Raw genomic sequence first — 22,735 nt, forward strand, 5'->3', positions numbered from 1 at the left:
ATGCAATTGATCGATCGCTTCCTGCCCCACGGCACCAAGTTCGATTTCATCCGCTATCGCCTGATCGCCTTCGGCATCACCGCGTGCCTGGTGCTGGGCTCGCTGACCCTGATCGTGGTCAAGGGCTTCAATTTCGGCATCGATTTCGCCGGCGGCATCCTGATCGAGGCCCAGTCCACCAACGGCCCGGCCGATCTGCACCAAATGCGGACCAGCCTGTCCACCCTCGGCCTGGGCGAGGTCAGCCTCCAGCAGTTCGGCGATACCGGCCGCGACGTGATGATCCGCGTCCAGCGCCAGGACGGCGGCGACAAGGCGCAGATGGAGGCGCTGGCCAAGGTCAAGGACACCCTCGGCTCGGCCTATTCCTACCGCCGGGTCGAGATCGTCGGCCCCAAGGTCGGCGACGAACTGGTGCGCGACGGCGTGCTGGCGGTGGTGCTGGCGCTGGGGGCGATCGCGGTCTATGTCTGGTTCCGCTTCGAATGGCAGTTCGGGGTGGGGGCGCTGATCTCGACCTTCCACGACGTGATCACCACCTTCGGCCTGTTCGCGCTGACCGGGCTCGAATTCAACCTCACCACCGTGGCGGCGATCCTCACCATCGCCGGCTATTCGGTCAACGACACCGTCGTCGAATATGACCGGGTTCGCGAGAACCTGCGAAAATACAAGACGATGTCGATCTACGACCTGATCAATCTGTCGGTCAACGAAACCCTGGCCCGCACCATCCTGACCGTGGCGACGGTGTTCGTCACCGTGCTGGCGCTGCTGTTCTTCGGTGGCGAGGTGCTGCGCGGCTTCGCCATCGCGATGCTGTGGGGGCTGGTGATCGGCACCTACTCGTCGATCTATGTCGCGATGCCGATGCTGATCTATTTCAACCTGCGCAGCGGCAAGGATCGGGAAAAGGACGCCGAGCCCGCCCCGACGCCGTGACCCGGCGCTGATATCGGGATGTGGGCTCCGCCCACGCCCGCCAAGGGCCGCAAGGCCCTTGGATCCCATTGATGGTCGGGCACGGACCGGCCTGTCAGCTTGGGCGTGGGTGTTTGCCGCGCGAAGGGCAAGGAAAGGGATCCAAGGGCCTTCGGCCCTTGGCGGGGGCGGGCAGAGCCCGCGCAAAAAAACGCCCGCCCCGACGGTTCGGGGCGGGCGAGGGGAGGGTCGGCCGTTAGATGAAGTAGGCCTTCAGCGGTTCGAAGCCGTTGAAGTTCACCGCCGAATAGGAGGTGGTGTAGGCCCCGGTCGAGAGGATGCGGACGCGGTCGCCGACGGCGAGGGTGACCGGCATTTCGTACTGGGCCTTTTCGTAGAGGATGTCGGCGGAATCGCAGGTCGGGCCGGCCAGCACCACCGGGGCGGTGTCATCGCCCTCGTGGCCGGTCTGGATGCGGTACTTGATCGCCTCGTCCATGGTTTCGGCGAGGCCGCCGAACTTGCCGACGTCGAGATAGACCCAGCGGACGCTTTCGTCGTAGCTCTTGCGGCTGATCAGCACCACCTCGGTTTCGAGGATGCCGGCGTCGCCGACCAGCGAGCGGCCGGGTTCGATGATCATCGCCGGGATGTTGTTGCCGAAATGGTTGGTCATCGCGGTCATCACCGCGTCGGCGTAGCGTTCGATCGCCGGGATGTCCTTGCGGTAGCGGGCGGGGAAGCCGCCGCCGAGATTGACCATCCGCAGGTCGATCCCGGCCTCGTCGAGCGCGGTGAACAGCATCGCCGCCTTGCCGACGGCGAGATCCCACTGGGCGAGGTCGGTCTGCTGGCTGCCGACATGGAACGACACGCCGTAGGGGTCGAGGCCGAGGTCGCGGGCGCGCACCAGCAGGTCGCGGGCCATCTCGAACTCGCAGCCGAACTTGCGCGACAGCGGCCATTCGGCGCCGTCGCAGGTCATCAGCAGCCGGCAGAACACCCGGGCGCCGGGGGCGGCGGCGGCCAGCTTCTCCAGTTCGGCCTCGCTGTCGAAGGCGAACAGCCGCACCCCCCGGTCATAGGCGTAGGCGATGTCGCGCTGCTTCTTGATGGTGTTGCCGAACGAGATCGCCTCGGCGGCGACGCCGTTGGCGAGGCACAGATCGATCTCGCCGCGCGAGGCGACGTCGAAGCTGGAGCCGAGCCCGGCCAGCATCCGCACGATCTCGGGGGCCGGGTTGGCCTTCACCGCGTAATAGACCTGGGCCAGCGGCAGCCAGCGGCGCAGGCTGTAATAATTGTCTCGGATGACGTCGAGATCGACCACGACACAGGGGGTGACGGGGCGGACTTCCTCGAGGAAACGGGAGATCTTGGCGGTCATGGCGAAAACAACTCCGATCGGGCCCGGCGGGGCCCGCGCGACGATACGGAAAAAGGGAGTGTTGCCCCGGTCGGCCGATCAGGCGGACACGGGGGCGCGGGACAACGGCACGGACAGGGGTGCCGTCAGACCCGTTCGGACGTACTTCGCACGTCAACCCACAGCATGGCCCAGGCCTGCCGGGGTTTGACCGCTTGCGAGGAGGGTATGGAAAGGGCGGACGCAGCACCTGCGTGCCGGGCAATCGCGTTCATAAGAGTCCCTCCAAGCACCGGGGGCTTGACCCCGCCTGCACCCAGAAGACGCCTTGGACGTCGTTGCCTGGCTCAAACCCAGCCAGAGGCACGTGCGCTGTACGTCTCACCTGAGACCGCTATATACGCTGTTTTGACGCGATGAAAAGACCAAATTGGACCGTGCGGGAAAATTTCATCGAACCGCGACCCGCTCAGGACAGCAGCGGCGGCAGGGTGGCGGCCAGCTTGCGGGCCTCGGCGGCGGCCTGCGGGCCGCACAGGGCGAAGCCGAGCAGGCTGTCGTCATGGCCGACGAAGCGGGCGGTCAGCGCGCCGCCGGCGTCCTCGACCCGCCAATGTCCGTCGGCGCCGGGCGGCGGCGGACAGACCACCGTCGGCAGCGCCGGGGTCTTCACCACCACCGGCAGCGCCGGCAGGGTCAGCGGGGTGTCGGTGCCGGTCAGGGTGGCGGCCAGCGCCTTGGTCTCGGCCAGCAGCGGGGCGATGAACGGCAGCGGTCCGGCTTCGGTCTCGGCGCAGTCGCCCAGGGCGAAGATCGCCGGATCGCTGCTGCGCAGCAGACGATCGACCAGGATGCCGCGCCCCACCGCCAGCCCGGCGGCGGCGGCCAGACCGGTGCGCGGCACCAGTCCGATCGCGCTGAGGCCGCGGTCGAAGGCGACCTCGGTGCCGTCGTCGAGCCGGGCCAGTCCGGGGGCGAAGGCGGCGACCGAGCGGCCGAGATGGAGGGTGATGCCGATCCCGCGCAGGGCGGCGGCCAGCGCGGCGCCGAGTTCGGGCGGCAGCAGCCGGCCGAGCGGCCATGGCGCCGGATCGACCAGGGTGACGGCGAAGCCGGCGGTGGCGAGATCGTTGGCGAACTCGCAGCCGATCAGCCCGGCGCCGATCAGCAGCAGCCGCGCCCCCGGCCGCAGCGCGGCGCGCCACGCCCGGTAATCCTCGAGATCGTTGACGGTGAACAGCCCGGCCCCGGCGCTGCCCTCGACCCGGTAGGGGCGGGGGTCAGCCCCCAGCGCCAGCACCAGCTTTTCATAGCCGATCTCGCCCCGGCCCTCGTCGGGGCGGCGCAGCACCAGCCGGCGGCGGTCGCGATGGATCGCCTCGACCCGATGATGGGTCATCACCTGCAACGACAGTTCGGCGGCCAGCGCGGCGGCGCTCTTCTGCACCAGCCCGGCCGGATCCTTGCCGAGGGCGAAGGCGGCCGACAGCATCGGCTTGGTGTAGGCTTCGCCGCCATCGGCGGTCACCACGGTGATCGCCATTTTGGCGTCGCGGCGGCGCAGCTCGCGGGCGAGGCCGTAGCCGCCGAGCCCGCTGCCGACGATCACCAGTCCGGGCCGGTCGTCCATCGCCTAGTCCTCCAGTTCGAAGAACTCGGCCTTGCTCATCCCGCATTCGGGACAGATCCAGTCGTCGGGCAGATCCTCGAAGGCGGTGCCGGGGGCGATGCCCTCGTCGGGCAGGCCGAGCGCCGGATCGTAAACGAAACCGCACACCGCGCACTGATACCGCTTCATGCCGTTCCCTCCCTTGGTCGCGGTGGGACGGGAAAGCCCCCGCGCTTTCCTACAGTTTGGCTTCGGCGCGGGAGAGGTCAAGAGGGGGGAATCCCCGCCGGCGCCGCCGTCCTTTGCGGGCGGCGCGGCCGGCCGGGCAGATCAGAGCGGGCGGACCTTGCCGTACTGGACGAAATCGGTCCAGGTGCGCTCAAGCCGCAGCAGGGTGTCGAGGGTGGTGTTCAGCCGCTCGGGGGTGCCGCTCTCGCCGGTGATCGTCTCGGCCAGCCCGTCCTGCAGGGTGTGGATCGCGCCGCACAAGGCGAGGCCCTTGTCGGTCAGCCGCAGCCGCACCGAGCGGCGGTCGTGGGGCGAGCGTTCCTGGGTCAGGTAGCCGGATTCGGTCAGAGCCTTGATGTTGTAGGAAACATTCGAGCCGTGATAATAGCCGCGATCCTTCAGGTCGCGAATCACCACCTCGTTCTCGCCAATATTGTAGAGTAACAAGGCCTGGACGGCGTTGATGTCTTCAACCGCAAGACGGCGCAACTCGGTCCGCAGCACATCGAGAAAGTGCCGGTGGAGCCGTTCGATCAGTCGAATTATGTCGAGATAGGGCTGGGTCACGGGCGGAGTATAGGGGGTTCCGCCCGGCCCGGCAACCGCCCTCGTCACACTTCGCGACAAGTCCGCTCCGGCGGGAGCGTAGGGATGACAGCGGCGGAAATAGCGGCTAGGCTGCCGCCATCCATGATGGATGGGCATGGAACCATGACGGCGAAACGGGACGATCTCGGCCGTTCCAGCGACATCTACGTCGCGTTCGCGTTTGCGGCCGCCGATGTGCTGGTCGAGGTCGATGCGGCGGGGACAATCGGTTTTGCGGTCGGCGCGGCGATGGCGCTGCTCGGCCAGGGCGCCCGCGGCCTGACCGGCCAGCCGGTGCGCCGGCTGGTCCATCCCGACGATCATGACGTCTTTGATCAGGCGCTGGCGCAGATGGGGCGGGGCGAGCGGGTGCGCAACGCCCGGCTGCGGCTGCTGCGCCCCGAATCCCGCGCGGTCGACGTGGTGCTGTCGGGCTATCCCAATCCCGCCCAGCCGGACCGGCTGCTGCTGGCGTTCGGCCATCCCGGCGGCCTGCCGCCGCGCGAAAGCCGGGTCGCCGAGACCGGTCTGCTCGACAAGGACAGTTTCCAGGCGATGGCCGCGCATCTGCTCGAGGACGGCGATCCCGCCCAGCCCTATCAGTTGACCCTGGTCGAACTGCCCGACCTCGCCGCCTTGTCGGCCGAGGAGCGCGGCACCCTGCCGGCCGGGTTCGCCGCCGAACTGAGTGCCCGGCTGAAAAGCCTGTCGGTCGGCGGCGACGCGGTCGGTCAGTTCGACGAAGGTCATTTCGGCGTGCTGCACGATGCCTCGGTCTCGACCGGGGCGATCAGCGAATCTGTCGCCCTGGCGGCGCGCGAGGCCCTGCCCGAGGCGCCGGCGCTGTCGGCCTCGGTCGCCACCCTGGTGCTCGACGTCGCCGACATCCCGCCCGACGAGGCGGCGCGGGCGCTGACCTACACCCTCAACCGCTTCTCGCGCGACAGCCGCAACGGCGGCGACCTCGCCAGCCTGATGCGCGACCTCCAGCCCCGGCTGTCGGCGACGGTGCGGCAGATGAACGAGGTGCGCCAGCTGGTCGGCAGCGGCGATTTCGACCTGATGTTCCAGCCGATCGTCGATCTGTGGACCAACGTGGTCCATCATTTCGAATGTCTGGTGCGGTTCCAGGGCGACGATGCCCGCTCGCCCTACGAGACCGTCGCCTTCGCCGAGGATGTCGGCATGGTCGGCATGCTCGACCTCGCCTTGCTCGAACGCGCGATCCGGATCATGCGCTCGCCGGTGGCGCGGTCGGATTCGCTGCGCTTCGCCGTCAACCTGTCGGGGCGCTCGCTGTCCGATCCGGCGGTGGTGCGCGAATTGCGGCGGATTCTGGCCGGGGCCGGCGACCTGCGGCGGCGGCTGGTGTTCGAAATGACCGAATCCGCCGAGATTCTCGATCTGCGCGCGGTCAACGAGGTGATCCAGGGCATCCGCGCCCAGGGGCACGAGGTCTGTCTCGACGATTTCGGCGCCGGCAATGCCGCCTTCCATTACCTGCGGGCGCTGAAGGTCGACAACGTCAAGATCGACGGCAGTTACATCCGCGATGCGATGCGCAGCAACGAGAACGTCTCCTTCATCAAGGCGATCGTCCAGCTCTGCACCGATCTCGGCATCACCACCACCGCCGAATATGTCGAGGATCAGGAAACCGCGGCGCTGCTGCGGGTGCTGAAGGTCCGCTTCGGCCAGGGCTGGTATTTCGGCAAGCCACAGCGTCCGTCGGGCGAGGATCCGCTCACGGCGTGGCGGACCCCGGCGCTCGATTGGCGCAAGGGGCTGCTTTATTTCAAGACGGGAGCGAACGCGTAGTCATGGCCCCCCCCTCTCTGCTTCAGGGCGACATCCCGGTGCGCAGCTGGATCGACCGGTTGCCCCCCTCCTGGGGGCCCTATTGCCGGCTGATGCGGCTCGACCGGCCGATCGGCACCTGGCTGCTGCTGTTCCCCTGCTGGTGGAGCACCGCGCTGGCGGCCGAACGCTGGCCCGATCTGTGGCTGTGCCTGCTGTTCGCGCTCGGCTCGGTGGTGATGCGCGGCGCCGGCTGCACCGTCAACGACTGGGCCGACCGCAATTTCGACGGCAAGGTCGCCCGCACCGCCACCCGGCCGATTCCCTCGGGCGCGGTCAGCCCGCGTCAGGTGCTGTGGTTCCTCGCCGCCCAGCTGCTGGTCGGGCTGCTGGTGCTGCTCCAGCTCAACTGGTTCGCCATCGGCGTCGGCGCCGCCTCGCTGCTGCTGGTGTTCCCCTATCCCTTCATGAAGCGGATCACCTATTGGCCGCAGGCCTGGCTGGGGCTGACCTTCAACTGGGGCGCCCTGGTCGGCTGGGCGGCGGTGCGCGGCGATCTCGACTGGCCGCCGCTGCTGCTCTATGTCGCCGGCCTGTTCTGGACGCTGGGCTACGACACCATCTACGCCCACCAGGACAAGGAGGACGACGTCCTGGTCGGGGTCAAATCGACCGCGCTGGCGCTCGGGCGCCATACCGTGCCGGCGTTGTGGGGCTTCTATGGGCTGGCGCTGGCCCTGATCGCCGCCGCCGGCTGGACCGCCGGGCTGTCCTGGCCGTTCTGGCCGCTGCTGGCGGTCGCCGCCGCCCAGCTGGTGTGGCAGATCCGCACCGTCGATATCGACGATTCGCCCAACTGCCTGCTCCGGTTCAAGTCGAACCGCTGGTTCGGCTGGCTGCTGCTGCTCGCCATCGTCGCCGGGCGGGTGTGGTGAGCGCGCCCGCCGATCCGGCCGCCTTCATCCGCGCCCACACCGCCCCGGCCAGTCCGCCCGCCTGCCCGGAGATCCGGCTGTGGAGCGGCGGCGCGGTCACCCCGCTGTGGGAGGCGACCGAGGCCTGGGCCGGGCGCAGCGGCCTCGCCCCGCCTTACTGGGCCTATTGCTGGGCCGGCGGTCAGGCGCTGACCCGCTGGCTGCTCGACCATCCCGAACAGGCGGCGGGGCGGCGGGTGCTCGATTTCGCCGCCGGCTGCGGCGTCAGCGCGATCGCCGCCGCCCGGCTCGGCGCCGCCCGGGTCGAGGCGGCCGAGATCGACCCGCTCGCCGCCGCCGCGATCGCCCTCAACGCTGACCTCAATCAGGTGGCGGTCGAGGTGGTGTGCGGCGATCTGGTCGGCGCGCCCTGCCGCTGGGATCTGGTGGTGGCCGGCGACGTCTGTTACGAGGCGGCGATGACCGGGCACATCTGGCCCTGGCTGAAGCGGCTGGCCGCCGACGGCGCGACGGTGGTGATGGCCGATCCCGGCCGGGCCTATCTGCCCCGTCACGGCCTGCGCCGGCTGGCCGATTTCGAGGTCGAAACCAGCCTCGAACTGGAGGATCGGACCCGCCGCGCGGTCACCGTCTATACTCTGGCGGGATGAAACCTGGAGCCCTTCTCCGGGCCGGCATTTTCCGCTATCCTCCCCGGCGGCCGCGGGCGAGTGGGTCGCCTGGGGGAACCAACAGATTGTTTTTCGGGGGATTCGAGATGGCTGAAGCCGAGGCTACCGGACGGGAACTGCAGAGCGTGACCGAGACGCCCGCCTTGCCGGCGGAGAAGACGATCAACCTCGCTCAGGCCGACGTGCTCGACCTCAGCGGCCTCAAGGAAGAGCAGATCGCCGAGATCAAGCAGCAGCAGGCCGAGGGGATCGTCGCCGTTCAGGTCAAGGCGGCCGAGAAGAAGCTCGACGTCACCGCGCTCGACGCGGCGCTGACCTCCTTCACCGAACAGACCGCCCGCGCGGTCGAGGCCGGCACCCACGCCACCATCCAGCATTCCCAGACCAGCTCGATCGGCAAGACCGAGGTGGTGATCGGCAACACCGAACGCGCCGCCCAGGGCAAGGTGTCCTCGGCCAGCGATGCGTTGCAGAACAACAGCCTGACCATCATCGGCGTGATCGGCATCATCATCATCCTGCTGGCGGTGTTCGCCAAGGGCGGCTGAGGCCGTCCGTCACGGTCCCAGGGCGCGCCGCGCGTCGCCGCCTCGCGGGGCGCGCCGCCCGCCCGGGGCCTCCCGACCTTTCCCGTACCGCGCTTGTTCCGCCGACGGCGCCCCCGACCGGGGCCGCGCCGTGAGTCCGGCGGGTTTCCCGCTGCCCCGGTCTTGTTTCTGGCCCAAAGTGCTATATCTTAAGTAAGGCCCGCAGCGGCGGGTCGCGGATCCCCCTCGGTTGGCACAGGTGCGGGCATGAACGGTCGCGGCAGCAGGCTTGGTCTGGTGGTGGCGGTGGTTTGCCTGTCGGCCGGCCCCGCCTGGGCGACGGACGGGGCGGCGGCTGCCCCGGTGCCGGCGGCCGGCGCGGTGCGGCTGGTCTATGGCGGCGACGAGATCTGTCTGGTCGATAGTGCTCCGCCGGCCCGCGCGTCGCGGCGGCCGGCGGTGTCGTGGCGCGATCCGGTGGTGCGGGTGCTGGCCGGGGCGGCGCCGCGCCGGCTGGCCCGCTGTTCCAGCCGGGTCGGGGCGATCCGCTGTCTCGGCGGCGGCTGACCGCCCGCATCCCGCCGGTCGGCAGGAAAAGGCCGGCGGGACAGAAAAGCCTGTTGATTCCCCCCGGCCGATTTGCTATCTCCCTCACTCCCCGGCGGCGGCAAGCCGGACGGGGAACACGCCAGGGTTTGCGGCCATGGCGGAATTGGTAGACGCGCAAGCTTGAGGTGCTTGTGGGGTAACTCCCGTGGAAGTTCGAGTCTTCTTGGCCGCACCAAGCGATGACACCAGGCCCGCCGGCCCCAACCGGCGGGCCTCGTCGTTTCCGGCCCCGGCATCCGTCAAATACCGCGAGGATACCGTGCGATGGGGCTGAGCGAAGCCGAGATCCTGGCCCGGGTGCTGTATCGCGACCAGGACGTGATCGTGCTCGACAAGCCGGCCGGGCTCGCCGTCCATGCCGGGCCGGGCACCCCCGACCATCTCGAACTCTATCTCGGCCCGCTGGCGTTCGGCTGGGCGCGGCCGCCGCGCCTCGCCCACCGGCTCGACCGCGACACCTCGGGCTGCCTGATCCTCGGCCGCCACGACAAGGCGCTGAAGCGGCTGGGCCGGCTGTTCGAGGCCCACCGCATCGACAAGGTCTACTGGTCGCTGTGCCGGGGCGCGCCGCCGGCCGAGTCGGGCCGGGTCGAGGCCCCGCTGCTGAAACAGTCGCTGCCCGAGATCGGCTGGCGGGTGCGGGTCGATCCCGCCGGGCGGAGCGCGATCACCGACTGGCGGGTGCTGGGGCGGGGCGACGGCTTCGCCTGGGTCGAATGGCGGCCGCGCACCGGCCGCACCCACCAGATCCGCGCCCATGCCGCCCATCTCGGCTGCCCGCTGGTCGGCGACGCGGTGCATGGCGCCGATCCGGCCGAGCCGGGGCCGTTGCAGCTGCATGCCCGCGCCGTTTCGATCCCGCCGCTGGGGCCGAGCCGGCCGCCGATCGCGGTCGAGGCGCCGCCGCCGCCGCATCTGCACGCGGCGCTGGCCGCGTTGGGGTTGAACTCGTCCCTCCCTTGACAGCGCCGCCCGCCGGGCGGACTCTGCGCGGCGACTTGGGGAGCGCACATCCGATGGCTTATCTCGACCACATCGCCGCCTGCAACCGCCACGATCTGTCGCGGTTCCGGCCGTTCGTCATCGACGGCACGGGGGTGGGATGGGTCCGGCACGACGTCGCCCACCGTCTCGCCCCCTATCCCGAGGTGTTCCGGGTCGGCCGCGACGCGGTGACGCTGCATCCGCTGCTGACCTCTCCGCAGGCGCGCACCGAGGCGGTCGGCGGGGTGGCGCTCGACCTGCACCGGGCCTGGGGCACCCCGGCGCCGCGCGGCGAGATGTACCGCGTCGCCGGCCGGTTCGGCGCCCCGCCGCTGATGGACATCGACCGGGGCGTGGTCAGCCTGTTCGGCATCCGCGCCTATGGCATCCACGTCAACGGGCTGGTGCGCCGGCCCGACGGCGATCATCTGTGGATCGCCCGCCGCTCGCCCGACAAGAGCGTCGCCCCCGGCGCGCTCGACAACATGGTGGCCGGCGGCCAGCCCGGGGCGCTGTCGCTGGCCGACAACCTGCTGAAAGAAGCGGCGGAGGAGGCCGACATCCCCGCCGCGCTGGCCGCCACCGCCCGCCCGGTGGGCGCGATCGCCTATTGCATGGAAGACGAGTGGGGCCTCAAGCCCGACGTGATGTTCTGCTACGACCTCGCGGTGCCCGAGGATTTCGTGCCGCGCAACACCGACGGCGAGATCGACCGCTTCACCCTGATGCCGGTGGCCGAGGTGGCCCGGCTGGTGCGCGACACCACCCGGTTCAAGTTCAACGTCAATCTGGTGATCCTCGATTTCCTGATCCGCCACGGCCATCTGTCGCCCGACCGCGAGCCCGACTACCTCGATCTGGTCGCCGGGCTGCGGCGCGGGGTCCGATAACGCCCGGGCCCCGATTCGCGCGGATGGTTCGCGCCTCGGCGGCGTGACGAATTATTCTTCCGCCGCGTCGCTGTTTGGGCAAGTATTCTTACCGCCCGTTCGGGTTGACTGAGCCACCCAAAATCATTGCTCGGACCCGCGCGCGGGTCTATGGTCGCCACTCTTTTCGGCGGCGCCACGGCGGGCTGCGGCCGGTTCAAGTCAGGGAGATAGGGATCAGATGAGCGGACCAGGGATTCCCGGCGGAAAGACCACCAACAGCAAACTGCTGGGCTGGATCGAGGAGGTGGCCGCGCTGTGCCGGCCCGACAATATCTATATCTGCGACGGTTCCCAGGCCGAATATGATGCGCTGTGCGAGAAGATGATCGCCAGCGGGACGATGATTCGGCTCAATCCGGCGCTGCGTCCCAATTCCTACCTGTGCCGATCCGACCCCCGAGACGTCGCCCGGGTGGAAGACCGAACTTTCATCTGCTCGATCAACCGCAACGATGCCGGCCCGACCAACAATTGGGTCGAGCCGAAGGAAATGAAGGCGCGGATGCGCGCCCTCTATGACGGCTGCATGCAGGGCCGCACCCTCTATGTCGTGCCGTTCTCGATGGGCCCGCTCGGCTCGAACATCGCCCATATCGGCGTCGAGCTGACCGACAGCCCCTATGTCGCCGCCAACATGCGGATCATGACCCGCATGGGCCAGAAGGTGCTCGACCTGCTGGGCGAGACCGGTGATTTCGTCCAGTGCCTGCACTCGGTCGGCAAGCCGCTGGCCAAGGGCGAGCAGGACGTGGTGTGGCCGTGCAACCCGGACAACATCCACATCACCCACTTCCCGGAAGAGCGCAAGATCTGGTCGTTCGGCTCGGGCTACGGCGGCAACGCCCTGCTCGGCAAGAAGTGCTTCGCCCTGCGCATCGCCTCGGCGATGGCCCATGACGAGGGCTGGCTGGCCGAGCACATGCTGATCGTCGGCGTCGAGAGCCCGAAGGGCGAGAAGACCTATGTCGCCGCCGCCTTCCCGTCGGCCTGCGGCAAGACCAACTTCGCGATGATGGTCCCGCCCGCCGGCTTCGAGGGCTGGAAGATCTGGACCGTCGGCGACGACATCGCCTGGATCAAGCCCGGCCCCGACGGCCGCTTCCATGCGATCAATCCCGAGGCCGGCTTCTTCGGCGTCGCCCCCGGCACCGGGGCCAAGACCAATCCGTCGGCGATCGCCGCCTGCGCCGCCAACACCATCTTCACCAACGTCGCCCTGACCGACGAGGGTGACGTGTGGTGGGAAGGCCTGACCGACGACAAGCCGGCCCACCTGATCGACTGGAAGGGCAACGACTGGACCCCGGACAGCGCCACCCCGGCGGCCCATCCCAACGCCCGCTTCACCGCCCCGGTCAGCCAGTGCCCGAGCGTCGATCCCGATTGGGAGAACCCGGCCGGCGTGCCGATCTCGGCCTTCATCGTCGGCGGCCGCCTGTCGAAGAACGCGCCGCTGGTGGTGCAGTCGTTCAACTGGGCCCACGGCGTCTATCTCGGCGCCACCATGGGGTCCGAAGCCACCGCCGCGGCGGTCGGTCAGGCGGCGATCCGGCGCGATCCCTTCGCCATGCTGCCGTTCTGCGGCTACAACATGGCCGATTACTTCAATCATTGGCTCAACATGGGCCGCGCCGTCAGCAACCCGCCGCCGATCTTCCGGGTCAACTGGTTCCGCAAGAACGCCGAGGGCAAGTTCATGTGGCCGGGCTATGGCCAGAACATGCGGGTGCTGAAGTGGATCGTCGATCGGGTCCATGGCCGCGCCAACGGGGCGGAATCCCCGATCGGCGTGGTGCCGACCTACCACGACATCGAATGGGCCGGCCTCGATTATCCGGCCGAGACCTTCAAGGAACTGATGAAGATCGATCGCGAGGCCGGTGTCGCCGACGCGCGCAGCCAGGAGGACCTGTTCGACAAGTTCCTCGACCGCGTGCCGAAGGAGATGCTGTTCGAGCGCGAGATGCTGAAGTCCCGCCTGTGGCGGGCGCCGGCGGTGTGGGAGCTGGCCAGCGAGATCTGATCGCCGCGCCGGTCGTGGTGTGACGATGGGCCGGGGGCGTCTGCCTCCGGCCCTTTCGTCGTGTGGGGCGCGGCCGGAGGGAGGCCTTTCCGTCCCGCGCGATCGTGCCAATATATCGGCCGTGTGGTGAACACGGCCCGCGTCGGGCGGTGGTCGCCGCCGGGACGCGGCAGGGAGGCGGTACGGGTGGACTTTCTTTCCCCGAAACACGGGTGCGACCCGGCTGCCGCGGTCGATTGCGGCGACCTCGGCATCCATATCGACCGCCAGGGCCGCTGGTTCTATCACGGCTCGCCGATCGCCCGGCGCGAGATGGTCTGCCTGTTCGCCTCGATGCTGTGCCGCGACGCCGACGGCTCCTATCTGCTGGTGGCGCCGGGCGAGGTCGGGCGGATCGAGGTCGAGGACGTGCCCTTCCTCGCCGTCGAGATGTTCGTCGGCGGGGCCGGGCGCGAGCAGATCCTGTCGTTCCGCACCAATGTCGATGCCCTGGTGACGCTCGACGCCGATCATCCGCTGCGTCTGGCCGGCGGCGGCGAGGCCGAGGCCCCCGCCCCCTATCTGCGGCTGGAGGGGGGATTGGAGGCGCGCCTGACCCGATCGGTGTACTATGACCTGGTCGCGCGGGGGTGGGAGGAAGAGCGGGATGGTGAAAAGGTTTATGGCGTATGGAGCAGCGGCGTGTTCTTTCCCCTGGGGCGGCTGACCCCGTCCGAATGAGCGTCGAAACGATCGCCCGGCGGCTGGCCGCCCGTCCGCCCGGCGGGCTGCGCCGCACCTCTCCCAGCGATGACGATGACCTCGCGGCGATGGTGCCGGCGGCGGTGCTGCTGCCGCTGATCGACCATCCCGGGGCGATGACGGTGCTGCTGACCCGGCGCACCGCCCATCTTGCCCATCATCCCGGCCAGATCAGCTTTCCCGGTGGCCGGCTCGAACCCGAGGATGACGGCGACGCGGTGACCTGCGCCCTGCGCGAGACCTGCGAGGAGGTCGGGCTACCGCCCGGCCGGGTGCGGGTGCTGGGCCGGCTCGATCCGCTTGCCACCGGCACCGGCTTCCTGATCCAGCCGGTGGTCGGGCTGGTGCGGCCGCCGGTCGCCTTCACCCCCGATCCGTTCGAGGTGGCCGACCTGATCGAACTGCCGCTGGCCTTCGCCCTCGACCCCGCCAACCATCAGGGCCTGACGGTCGAGCGCGAGGGGCGGCTGTGGTCGGGCTGGCGGCTGGCCTGGGGCGACGCGGTGATCTGGGGCGCCACCGCCGCGATGCTGGTCAACCTGTCCGAGGTGCTGCTCGATGGCCCCGCCTGAGCCGGGCGGCGGCGGCCTCCATCGCCGCCCGGGCGATCCGGTCGGGCAATTGCCGCCCCAGCCCTGGCGCGACGCCGCGCCGACCCGGGCGGTGCTGGCGGCGCTGACCGCCGGCGGGGCCGAGGTCCGCTTCGTCGGCGGCTGCGTGCGCGACGCGGTGTGCCGCCGGCCGGTGCGCGACATCGACCTCGCCACCCCCGAGCCGCCGGAACGGGTGCTGGAGCGCCTCGCCGCCGCCGGGCTGCGCGGCATTCCCACCGGCCTCGCCCACGGCACCGTCACCGCCGTGGTCGGGGGGGCGCGGTTCGAGATCACCACCCTGCGCCGCGACGTCGAGACCGACGGCCGCCATGCCAAGGTCGTCTTCACCGACGATTGGGTCGCCGACGCCGCCCGGCGCGATTTCACCATCAACGCCCTGTCGGCCGATCCCGCCGGGCGGATCTACGATCCGTTCGACGGGCTGGCCGATCTCGGCGCTGGCCGGGTCCGCTTCGTCGGCCTGCCGGCGCGGCGGATCGAGGAGGACGCGCTCAGGCTGCTGCGCTTCTTCCGCTTCCATGCCTGGTTCGGCCGGGGCGATGCCTGCGATCGCGACGCCGTGGCCGCCTGCCGCCGCTTCGCCCCCAGCCTGGTCCCCCTGTCGGGCGAGCGGATCGCCGCCGAACTGCTGCGGTTGTTGCAGGCCGACGATCCCGCCACCACCCTGATGGTGATGCTGGCCAACGGCGTGCTGGCGCCGATCCTGCCCGAGATCCACGACATCCCCCGCCTGCGCCAGCTCTCCTGGCTGGAGTGTCGCGGTCTGGCCCGGCCCGAGATCCGCCCCGACCCGCTGCGCCGTCTCGCCGCCCTGCTCGGGCCCGACCCGGCCGCCGCCGCTGCCGTCGCGGCGCGGCTGCGGCTGTCGGCGGCCGACCGCGACCGCCTCGCCGCCCTCGCCGCCGCCGAGCCGGTGCTTCTTCCCTCGCTGTCCGCCGTCGCCTTCCGCCGCCTGCTGCACCGCCACGGCGCCTCGCGCCTGCGCGACCGGACCCTGCTGGCCTGGGCGGCGTGGCGCAACGGCCGGCTGCGGCTCGATCCGGCCGACACCGCCGCCTGGATCGCTCTGCTCGATCTCGCCAGCCAGTGGGAGCCGGTCGCCCTGCCGGTGCGCGGCGCCGACCTGCTGGCGCTGGGGCTGACGCCCGGCCCGGCGGTGGGACGGCTGCTGGCCGAGCTGGAGGGATGGTGGGCGGAACGGGATTTTCGTCCCGACCGCGCTGCCTGTCTGGCCGAGGCGCAGGCTCGGCTGTAGCCGGCCAAGGGGCGGGTGCCCCTTGGCGATCCCCCCGGAGGGCCACAGGCCCTCCACCCGATGGGGTCGCGGGGCCGCCGGCCCCGCGCGGAGAGCGCCGAGAGGCGGCGCCTCTCGGCTAGACCGCCGTGCCGCCGACGGTGAGCCCGTCGATCCTGAGCGTGGGCTGGCCGACCCCGACCGGCACGCCCTGGCCATCCTTGCCGCAGGTGCCGATGCCGGGATCGAGGGCGAGGTCGGTGCCGATCATCCTGACCTGTCCCATCGCCTCGGGGCCGTTGCCGATCAGGGTGGCGCCCTTGACCGCCGGGCCGATCCGGCCGTTCTCGATCAGGTAGGCCTCGGAGGCCGAGAACACGAACTTGCCGCTGGTGATGTCGACCTGCCCGCCGCCGAAATTGACGGCGTAGATCCCGCGCCCGACCGAGGCGATGATCTCGGCCGGGTCCCTGTCGCCGGCCAGCATGAAGGTGTTGGTCATGCGCGGCAGCGGCGGGTGGGCGAAGGACTGGCGCCTGCCGTTGCCGGTGGCGGCGGCCCCCATCAGCCGGGCGTTGAGGCGGTCCTGGAGGTAGCCGGTCAGGATGCCGTCCTCGATCAGCACGGTGCGGCCCGACGGCGTGCCCTCGTCGTCGATGGTGATCGAGCCGCGCCGGTCGGGCAGGCTGCCGTCATCGACCACGGTGACGCCGGGGGCGGCGACGCGCTGGCCGATGCGGTCGCTGAAGGCCGAGGTGCGCTTGCGGTTGAAATCGCCCTCGAGGCCATGGCCGACCGCCTCGTGCAGCATCACCCCCGGCCAGCCCGGGCCGAGCACCACCGGCATCTCGCCGGCCGGGGCGGGAATCGAGCCGAGATTGACCGCGGCCTGCCGCAGCGCCTCCTCGACGCAGCCGCGCCACGCCTCCGGCCCGGTGACACCCTGATAGGCGATCCGGCCGCCGATGCCGTGGCCGCCGGTTTCCATCCGCCCGGCCTCGCTCATCACCACGCTGACGTTGAGCCGCACCATCGGCCGCAGGTCGGTGCCGAGGCTGCCGTCGGCGCGCAGCACCGCCACCGCCTGCCACGAGCCCGACAGCGAGGCGGTGACCTGGGTGACGCGCGGGTCGCGGCCGCGGGCATAGGCGTCGATCTCGCCCAGCAGCGCCACCTTGGCGGCGAAATCGAGGCTGCCGAGCGGGTTGAGGGCGGTGTAGAGCGGCGTGGCCGCGCCGGCCGGGGCGGCGGCGAGCCGGCCCGAGGCGCCGCCGCGCACCGCCTTGACCGTCGCGGCGGCGCGGGCGATCGTCGCCTCGTCGAGGTCCGAGCCGTGGGCGTAGCCGTGGGCCTCGCCCGCCACCGCGCGCAGGCCGAAGCCCTGGGCGGTGTCGAAATTGGCGCTCTTGATCCGGCCGTCGTCGAGCACCACCGTCTCCGACTGGCGGTATTCGAGGAACAGCTCGCCGTCATCGGCGCCGGCCACCGCCTCGGCGACCAGGCGGGTCAGCCGGTCGGGGTCGAGCCCGGGGCGGACGAACAGCAGATCATGGGCCTGGGCGGCGGCTTTCATGGCGACTCCGGGGAATGAACGCGGGATGACGTTTCGACGCGATGATTGGCAGTCGGAAAGGAACGGTGTAAAGCTTTTCTCTCAAGACATCCATCATCAGGGATAGGTAGGTCATGGCCGAGGCTCTGCCACTTCGACCGGTGGCGTTGCGCGAGCATCCGCAGCGCCGTGTCCTGGCCGGTGAAATTCACGCCCGCCCGTTCGATCTGCTCGAGGCGCCGCTGCGGGTGTCGCACCTGTCGCTGGTCCATGCCGATCCCGGCGCCGAACGGGCCCATCTCGCCGAATTGCTGGCGGCCCACGGCGCCGAGGTGATGGCGGCCGACTGCAATTTCTTCAGCCGCGAACTGGGCGGGTTCCGCCTGCGCTGGGAACGTCACAGCGAATTCTCGACCTATACCGTCTCGCGTGGCGATTCCTTCGTCAACCCGTTCGAGGCCACCGCGCTCGAACTGCTGCCGCTCGGCTGGCTGGAAAGCCTGCCGGGCGAGGTGCTGAGCGCGATCCACGTCTCGGTCGCGCGCGAGGTGCCCGAGGACCTGTCCGCCTTGTTCGGCGGCAATCCGCTGGTCGGCAGCAAGGTGGTCGGCGGCCATGCCGAGATCTGGACCGATTTCCGCCTGCACAATGACGGGTTCGGCCGGGTGCTGGTGCGCGACGGCGACCTGACCGCCGGCCAGACCGGCCGGCTGGTGCAGCGGGTGCTGGAAATCGACACCTACCGGATGATGGCGCTGCTGGCCTTCCCGCTGGCGCGCTACGCCAACAACGAGACCGGCCGGATCGACCGCGCCCTGGCCGACATCGTCACCCAGCTGGCCGATCCCCAGGGCACCCAGAACGATCGCGAACTGCTCGACCGGCTGACCCGGCTCGCCGCCGAGGCGGAACAGCTCGACGCCACCACCAGCTTCCGCCTCGCCGCCGCCAAGGCCTATTTCAACATCGTCAACAGCCGGGTCTACGAACTGCGCGAGGATCGGATCTTCGGCTTGCAGACCATCGCCGAATTCACCGAGCGCCGGCTGGTGCCGGCGATGAAGACCTGCGAGGCCGCCGCGCGGCGCCAGCAATCGCTCGCCACCCGGGTGTCGCGCGCCGGCGACCTGCTGCGCACCCGGGTCGATATCGCCCTCGAAGAGAAGAACCGCGACCTGCTGCGTTCGATGAACCGCCGCGCCGAGATCCAGGTCCGCCTCCAGCAGACGGTCGAGGGGCTGTCGGTGGTGGCGATCACCTATTACCTGCTCGGGGTGATCGGCTATCTCGCCCGCGGCCTGATCCAGCTCGGCCTGCCGATCCATCACGACGTGGTCGAACTGATCGCGGTGCCGACGGTGGCGGTCGCGGTGTGGCTCGGGGTGCGCCGGCTGCGCAAGGCGCTGATCGGCGCCGCGCGCGAGTAGCCGGCTGCCCCGCTCAGTCGCCGGCCCGGCCGGCGGCGCCGGGCGAGCGCAGCAGCTTGCGCAGATGCAGGTCGGCGACCGCGATCGCGAAGCTGTCGGGATCCTTGGGGTCGAGGAACATCAGGGTCTCGTGCTGGGCATCCTCCCAGCCGAGCATCTGGGCGCCGCCGGCGCTGGGCGGGCCGAGCAGGGCGGTGACCGCCTCGACCACCTTGTCCCAGGCCTCGCGGCCGGCCCACAGGCTGACCCGGGCCAGCCGGTAGCGTCCGCCGCCGCCCTGTTCGACCAGCACCAGCCACAGCCGGGCCGGGCCGGCCAGGCTGGGGATCGCCGCCTGGCTCCAGCGCGTCGCGCCGCCGTCGGCGGGGGCGACCACGGTACAGAAGCGGATCCGTCCCGAGGCGCGGCCGGTCAGCGGTTCGACCAGGGTGGGATCGGCCAGCCGGGGCATGTTGTCGTCGCCGCCGCACAGCAGGCGCCGCCCTTCGGGCAGCGGCATGGCGCGGACCTCGTCGAGGCTGGCGCCGAGGCTGGGCAGGCCGTTGGCCAGCACCGTCAGCGCCCGCTGGTCCGCCAGCGCCCGCTCCGGAAGGGCGGCGCTGCCCGCCACCAGGGTTGCAACCACCGCCAGCCACCGTGGCGTGGGCATGGCATGTCCTTTCAAGCGTCTCACGGGGCCGAAGTATGCCACGGCCCCGGCGGGGCGTCACCGCCGCAGATCGCGGGAGGGGGTCACCGGCTCCGCGCGGCTTGGCGTTCGGCCCGCACCGCGTCGGCATGGCGATCGGCGCCCGAGGGCAGCGGGGCGGCGGGGGCGGCGGTCCAGGCGGCGATGTCGTCGATTACCCGCTGGGCCTGGAGATCGCGCAGCAGCATGTGCCAGCCCTCGGGATAGAGGGCGGCGCGCTGGTCGGGGCGGTCGAGGGCGGCGATCGCCCGCCACACCGGCTCGGGCGGGATCACCTCGTCCTTCTCGCCGTACAGCAGCAGCAGCGGCAGGGGCAGGCGGGCGACGTCGGCCTCGGCCGCGTCCATCAGATCGACCAGCCCGTGGATGGCGTCGACCCGGGTTTCCTTGATCACCAGCGGATCGCGCGACAAGGCGCGCAGCATCTCGATGTTGTCCGACGGCAGGATGTCGAGCCCGCGCCCGGTCAGGGTCAGGCCGGGGGTCAGCGCCTCGGCCAGCCACAGCAGGGCGCGCTGGACCACCCCCATCGAGTCGCGTCCCCATACCGCCGGGGCGACCAGGATCGCGCCGCGCAGCCCGGCCGGAGGCGGGGCGGGGGGCGAGTCGGGGGCCAGGGCCTCGATCGCCACCGCGCCGCCCATGCTCTCGCCCAGCAGGAACAGCGGCAGGCCGGGATGGCGCTCGGCCAGCAGCCGGAGGGCGGCGCGGGCGTCGGCGGCCAGGGTCGCCCGGTCCGACCACAGCCCGGGATGGGGGCCGCGGCCGAAGCCGCGCTGGTCGTAGGCGTAGGTGACAATGCCGTGCGCCGCCAGCGCCCGGCCGGGCCGGTCGAAGGCGTTGGAATAATCGTTCATCCCGTGCAGGGCCAGGATCACCGCCCGGGGCGGCCCGTCGGGGGCCCAGCGCCGCAGCGGCAGGGTCTGGCCGTCGGCGGTGCGGATCGCCTCGGCCTCCAGCGCCGGCGGCGCGGTGTCCGGCCCGGCCGGCACCAGATGGGCGACGCAGCCGCCGAGCAGCAGCAGCAAAGCGAGGCCGGGCCGGCTCAGCCGGACCATGGCAGGATGCGGCCGCGCATCTTGCGGTCGACCTTGACGATATGCTCGGTGATCCACACCGCCAGGAACGACCGCATCGTCGCGGCGGTGGCCCGGGCATCGGCGCCCTGGTCGAGGTCGAGGCGGACCCGGCCGTCGAACGCCTCCAGGGTCCGCGCCAGTTCGCCATGATGACGGCGATTCTCCTCCAGCCCGGGATAGCCGACCTCGCTCTGGATCTCTTCCTCCCGCTGGAAATGAATCCTGACATAGTTGCCGAGCCGGGCCAGGATGTCGGCCAGGGCCGCCGGGGCGATCGGCCCGTCGCGGCCGAGCAGGGCGTCGATTTCGTCGATGATGGCGAACAGGACGCGGTGGTCCTCGTCCACCGCCTCGATCCCCACTTTCATTCCGCTATGCCACAGGCTCACAGACGTCTTCCCAACGGCCGGCGGGCGCGGCGATCGCCGCCGCCGGTACGGGCCTCCCTCCCCCAAGAGTAGGCGCGGGATCCCCCGATGGCAATCTTGCCTAGGCCGTTGGCCCGCTGGCCGACAGTTTCACCCGGTCGTCATTGTGGCCGGCGGTGGAATGTGGCAGGCTTTCCGCTACGCCCGGGGAAAGGCGCGTTCAATCGAAACAACGGCGGTGGGTTAGGAGCGTGTTTTTATGTTAGATCAAGCCGAGTTGGGAGTGGATCTCGAAGTAATCCAGCGATTGCGTCGAACGTTGGCGTTGATTCTCGCCGGGGGGCGGGGGTCTCGTCTTATGGACCTGACCGATTGGCACGCCAAGCCGGCCATTCCCTTTGCCGGAAAGTTCCGCATCATCGACTTTGCCCTGTCGAACTGCATCAATTCCGGCATTCGCCGCATCGGGGTCCTGACCCAGTACAAGGCGCACTCGCTGTTGCAGCACATCCAGCGCGGCTGGGGCTTCCTGCGCGGCGAATTCAACGAATTCATCGAGCTGCTGCCGGCGCAGCAGCGCACCGAGGGCGGCAACTGGTATCGCGGCACCGCCGACGCGGTTTATCAGAACCTCGACATCATCCGCGAGCACCGGCCCGAGCATGTGCTGATCCTGGCCGGCGACCATGTCTACAAGATGAACTACGCCAAGATGCTGGCCCAGCATCTCACCAGCCAGGCCGACGTCTCGGTCGCCTGCATCGCGGTGCCGCGCGCCTTGGCCACCGGCTTCGGGGTGATGGCGATCGACGAGCATGACCGCATCGTCCGCTTCGACGAGAAGCCGGCCAATCCGGCACCGATGCCGGGCCATCCCGACATGGCGCTGGCCAGCATGGGGATCTACATCTTCAACGCCTCGCTGCTGTTCGACCTGCTCGAGACGGATTCCTCCTTCGCCGGCAGTTCGCACGATTTCGGCAAGGACGTGATTCCCAGCCTGATCGGCACCCATCGCGTCGTCGCCCATCATTTCAGCGAATCCTGCGTGATGCATGACGGCGCCCAGGAACATTACTGGCGCGACGTCGGCACCATCGACGCCTATTGGGAAGCCAACATCGACCTGACCACCGTCACCCCCTCGCTCAACCTCTATGACGAATCCTGGCCGATCTGGACCGATCAGCCCCAGGTCCCCCCGGCCAAGTTCGTGTTCGATTCCGATCACCGCCGGGGCATGGCGGTGGATTCGCTGCTGGCCGGCGGCTGCATCGTCTCGGGCGCGACGGTGCGGCGCTCGATGCTGTTCTCGAACGTCCGGGTCAATTCCTATTGCCTGGTCGAGGATTCGGTGATTCTGCCCAATTGCGACATCGGCCGGCATGCCCGGCTGAAGAACTGCATCGTCGATCAGGGGGTGGTGGTGCCGCCCGGTCTGGTGGTCGGCGAGGATGCCGAACTGGATGCCCGCCGCTTCCATCGCACCGAGAAGGGGATCACCCTGGTCACCGCCGCCAAGCTCAAGGCGCTGGAAACCGTCGAGCCCTGACGATCAAGGCGCGCGGGCTTCTGCCCGTGCGCCTGTTTGCCAAAGGTCGAAAGACGAAACGCGGGCTCTGCCCGCACCCGCCAAGGGCCGCAAGGCCCTTGGAACCCGTTCCTTGCCCTTCGCGCGGCAAATCCCGCGCCCAAGCTGAAAAGCCGCTCCGTGCCCGACCATCAAAGGGTTCCAAGGGCCTTGCGGCCCTTGGCGGGGGTGGGCAGAGCCCACATCACGAGAGAAGCCAGGTCCGGAGGCGCCGCCTCCGGGCGGGGTGCGGGGCGGCAGCCCCGCCTTGG

General features: G+C 70.2%; 22 protein-coding genes and 1 tRNA gene. 15 read left to right on the top strand and 8 right to left on the bottom strand.

The window, feature by feature from the left end:
- Nucleotides 1-942 (top strand): protein translocase subunit SecF, encoded by a 942-nt coding sequence (secF, locus tag ACFSNB_RS01220; protein WP_377313706.1) that lies wholly within the window; start codon nt 1-3, stop codon nt 940-942.
- Nucleotides 943-1,177: 235 nt separating this feature from the next.
- Here secF and ACFSNB_RS01225 read toward each other — a convergent pair whose 3' ends face one another.
- The 4 genes from ACFSNB_RS01225 to ACFSNB_RS01240 form a co-directional block, all read right to left on the bottom strand.
- Complete coding sequence (locus ACFSNB_RS01225; RefSeq protein ID WP_377313708.1) at nt 1,178-2,308, bottom strand: type III PLP-dependent enzyme; 1,131 nt, start codon at nt 2,306-2,308, stop codon at nt 1,178-1,180.
- A 448-nt stretch (nt 2,309-2,756) separates the two neighbouring features.
- Nucleotides 2,757-3,917, bottom strand: coding sequence for an NAD(P)/FAD-dependent oxidoreductase (locus tag ACFSNB_RS01230; RefSeq protein WP_377313710.1), 1,161 nt, complete (start codon nt 3,915-3,917; stop codon nt 2,757-2,759).
- A gap of 3 nt (nt 3,918-3,920) precedes the next feature.
- Nucleotides 3,921-4,085, bottom strand: a complete 165-nt coding sequence (gene rd, locus ACFSNB_RS01235) for a rubredoxin (RefSeq protein WP_377313711.1) — start codon at nt 4,083-4,085, stop codon at nt 3,921-3,923.
- Between the two features lie 141 nt (nt 4,086-4,226).
- Nucleotides 4,227-4,691: a MarR family winged helix-turn-helix transcriptional regulator gene (locus ACFSNB_RS01240; RefSeq protein ID WP_377313713.1), complete on the bottom strand. Its 465-nt coding sequence runs from the start codon at nt 4,689-4,691 to the stop codon at nt 4,227-4,229.
- A 144-nt stretch (nt 4,692-4,835) separates the two neighbouring features.
- Here ACFSNB_RS01240 and ACFSNB_RS01245 point away from each other — a divergent pair, with 144 nt between their 5' ends.
- From ACFSNB_RS01245 to ACFSNB_RS01300, 12 genes are all read left to right on the top strand, one after another.
- The gene (locus tag ACFSNB_RS01245) at nt 4,836-6,530 is read left to right on the top strand and encodes an EAL domain-containing protein (protein WP_377313715.1); all 1,695 of its coding nucleotides are present in this window, start codon (nt 4,836-4,838) and stop codon (nt 6,528-6,530) included.
- Nucleotides 6,531-6,532: 2 nt separating this feature from the next.
- The gene (gene ubiA, locus ACFSNB_RS01250) at nt 6,533-7,444 is read left to right on the top strand and encodes a 4-hydroxybenzoate octaprenyltransferase (RefSeq protein ID WP_377313717.1); all 912 of its coding nucleotides are present in this window, start codon (nt 6,533-6,535) and stop codon (nt 7,442-7,444) included.
- Nucleotides 7,438-8,094 (top strand): class I SAM-dependent methyltransferase, encoded by a 657-nt coding sequence (locus ACFSNB_RS01255; RefSeq protein WP_417629358.1) that lies wholly within the window; start codon nt 7,438-7,440, stop codon nt 8,092-8,094. The genes ubiA and ACFSNB_RS01255 overlap by 7 nt, the downstream gene beginning before the upstream one ends.
- Before the next feature lie 107 nt (nt 8,095-8,201).
- Nucleotides 8,202-8,663, top strand: a complete 462-nt coding sequence (locus ACFSNB_RS01260) for a hypothetical protein (RefSeq protein ID WP_377313721.1) — start codon at nt 8,202-8,204, stop codon at nt 8,661-8,663.
- Nucleotides 8,664-8,909: 246 nt separating this feature from the next.
- Entirely contained in the window at nt 8,910-9,209 is a 300-nt protein-coding gene (locus tag ACFSNB_RS01265) for a hypothetical protein (protein ID WP_377313723.1), read from the top strand.
- A gap of 130 nt (nt 9,210-9,339) precedes the next feature.
- Nucleotides 9,340-9,426 (top strand) — tRNA-Leu (locus ACFSNB_RS01270).
- 95 nt (nt 9,427-9,521) lie between these two features.
- Nucleotides 9,522-10,214, top strand: a complete 693-nt coding sequence (locus ACFSNB_RS01275; protein ID WP_377314025.1) for an RluA family pseudouridine synthase — start codon at nt 9,522-9,524, stop codon at nt 10,212-10,214.
- Nucleotides 10,215-10,267: 53 nt separating this feature from the next.
- A complete protein-coding gene (locus tag ACFSNB_RS01280; RefSeq protein WP_377313725.1) occupies nt 10,268-11,125 on the top strand; it encodes a DUF4743 domain-containing protein in 858 nt (285 codons plus the stop codon).
- A gap of 220 nt (nt 11,126-11,345) precedes the next feature.
- Entirely contained in the window at nt 11,346-13,190 is a 1,845-nt protein-coding gene (locus ACFSNB_RS01285; RefSeq protein ID WP_377313727.1) for a phosphoenolpyruvate carboxykinase (GTP), read from the top strand.
- 186 nt (nt 13,191-13,376) lie between these two features.
- Complete coding sequence (locus ACFSNB_RS01290; RefSeq protein ID WP_377313729.1) at nt 13,377-13,910, top strand: DUF1285 domain-containing protein; 534 nt, start codon at nt 13,377-13,379, stop codon at nt 13,908-13,910.
- Nucleotides 13,907-14,503: a CoA pyrophosphatase gene (locus ACFSNB_RS01295; RefSeq protein ID WP_377313731.1), complete on the top strand. Its 597-nt coding sequence runs from the start codon at nt 13,907-13,909 to the stop codon at nt 14,501-14,503. Before ACFSNB_RS01290 ends, ACFSNB_RS01295 begins: the two co-directional genes overlap by 4 nt.
- A complete protein-coding gene (locus ACFSNB_RS01300) occupies nt 14,490-15,800 on the top strand; it encodes a CCA tRNA nucleotidyltransferase (RefSeq protein WP_377313733.1) in 1,311 nt (436 codons plus the stop codon). The genes ACFSNB_RS01295 and ACFSNB_RS01300 overlap by 14 nt, the downstream gene beginning before the upstream one ends.
- Before the next feature lie 118 nt (nt 15,801-15,918).
- Here ACFSNB_RS01300 and tldD read toward each other — a convergent pair whose 3' ends face one another.
- Nucleotides 15,919-17,352, bottom strand: coding sequence for a metalloprotease TldD (gene tldD / locus ACFSNB_RS01305; protein WP_377313735.1), 1,434 nt, complete (start codon nt 17,350-17,352; stop codon nt 15,919-15,921).
- Between the two features lie 113 nt (nt 17,353-17,465).
- Here tldD and ACFSNB_RS01310 point away from each other — a divergent pair, with 113 nt between their 5' ends.
- A complete protein-coding gene (locus ACFSNB_RS01310; protein ID WP_377313737.1) occupies nt 17,466-18,758 on the top strand; it encodes a DUF3422 family protein in 1,293 nt (430 codons plus the stop codon).
- 13 nt (nt 18,759-18,771) lie between these two features.
- On the opposite strand, the gene ACFSNB_RS01315 is transcribed toward ACFSNB_RS01310, so the two are convergent.
- The 3 genes from ACFSNB_RS01315 to ACFSNB_RS01325 form a co-directional block, all read right to left on the bottom strand.
- Nucleotides 18,772-19,407, bottom strand: coding sequence for a hypothetical protein (locus tag ACFSNB_RS01315; protein ID WP_377313739.1), 636 nt, complete (start codon nt 19,405-19,407; stop codon nt 18,772-18,774).
- A gap of 83 nt (nt 19,408-19,490) precedes the next feature.
- A complete protein-coding gene (locus tag ACFSNB_RS01320) occupies nt 19,491-20,504 on the bottom strand; it encodes an alpha/beta fold hydrolase (protein ID WP_377313741.1) in 1,014 nt (337 codons plus the stop codon).
- A complete protein-coding gene (locus tag ACFSNB_RS01325) occupies nt 20,492-20,893 on the bottom strand; it encodes a bacteriohemerythrin (protein ID WP_377313743.1) in 402 nt (133 codons plus the stop codon). The genes ACFSNB_RS01320 and ACFSNB_RS01325 overlap by 13 nt, the downstream gene beginning before the upstream one ends.
- A 259-nt stretch (nt 20,894-21,152) precedes the next feature.
- Between ACFSNB_RS01325 and glgC the strand changes: the two genes are divergently transcribed.
- Nucleotides 21,153-22,445: a glucose-1-phosphate adenylyltransferase gene (gene glgC, locus ACFSNB_RS01330; RefSeq protein WP_377313745.1), complete on the top strand. Its 1,293-nt coding sequence runs from the start codon at nt 21,153-21,155 to the stop codon at nt 22,443-22,445.
- Nucleotides 22,446-22,735 lie beyond the last annotated feature (290 nt).

Source organism: Phaeospirillum tilakii (genome assembly GCF_042683125.1).
Taxonomy (GTDB): domain Bacteria; phylum Pseudomonadota; class Alphaproteobacteria; order Rhodospirillales; family Magnetospirillaceae; genus Phaeospirillum; species Phaeospirillum tilakii.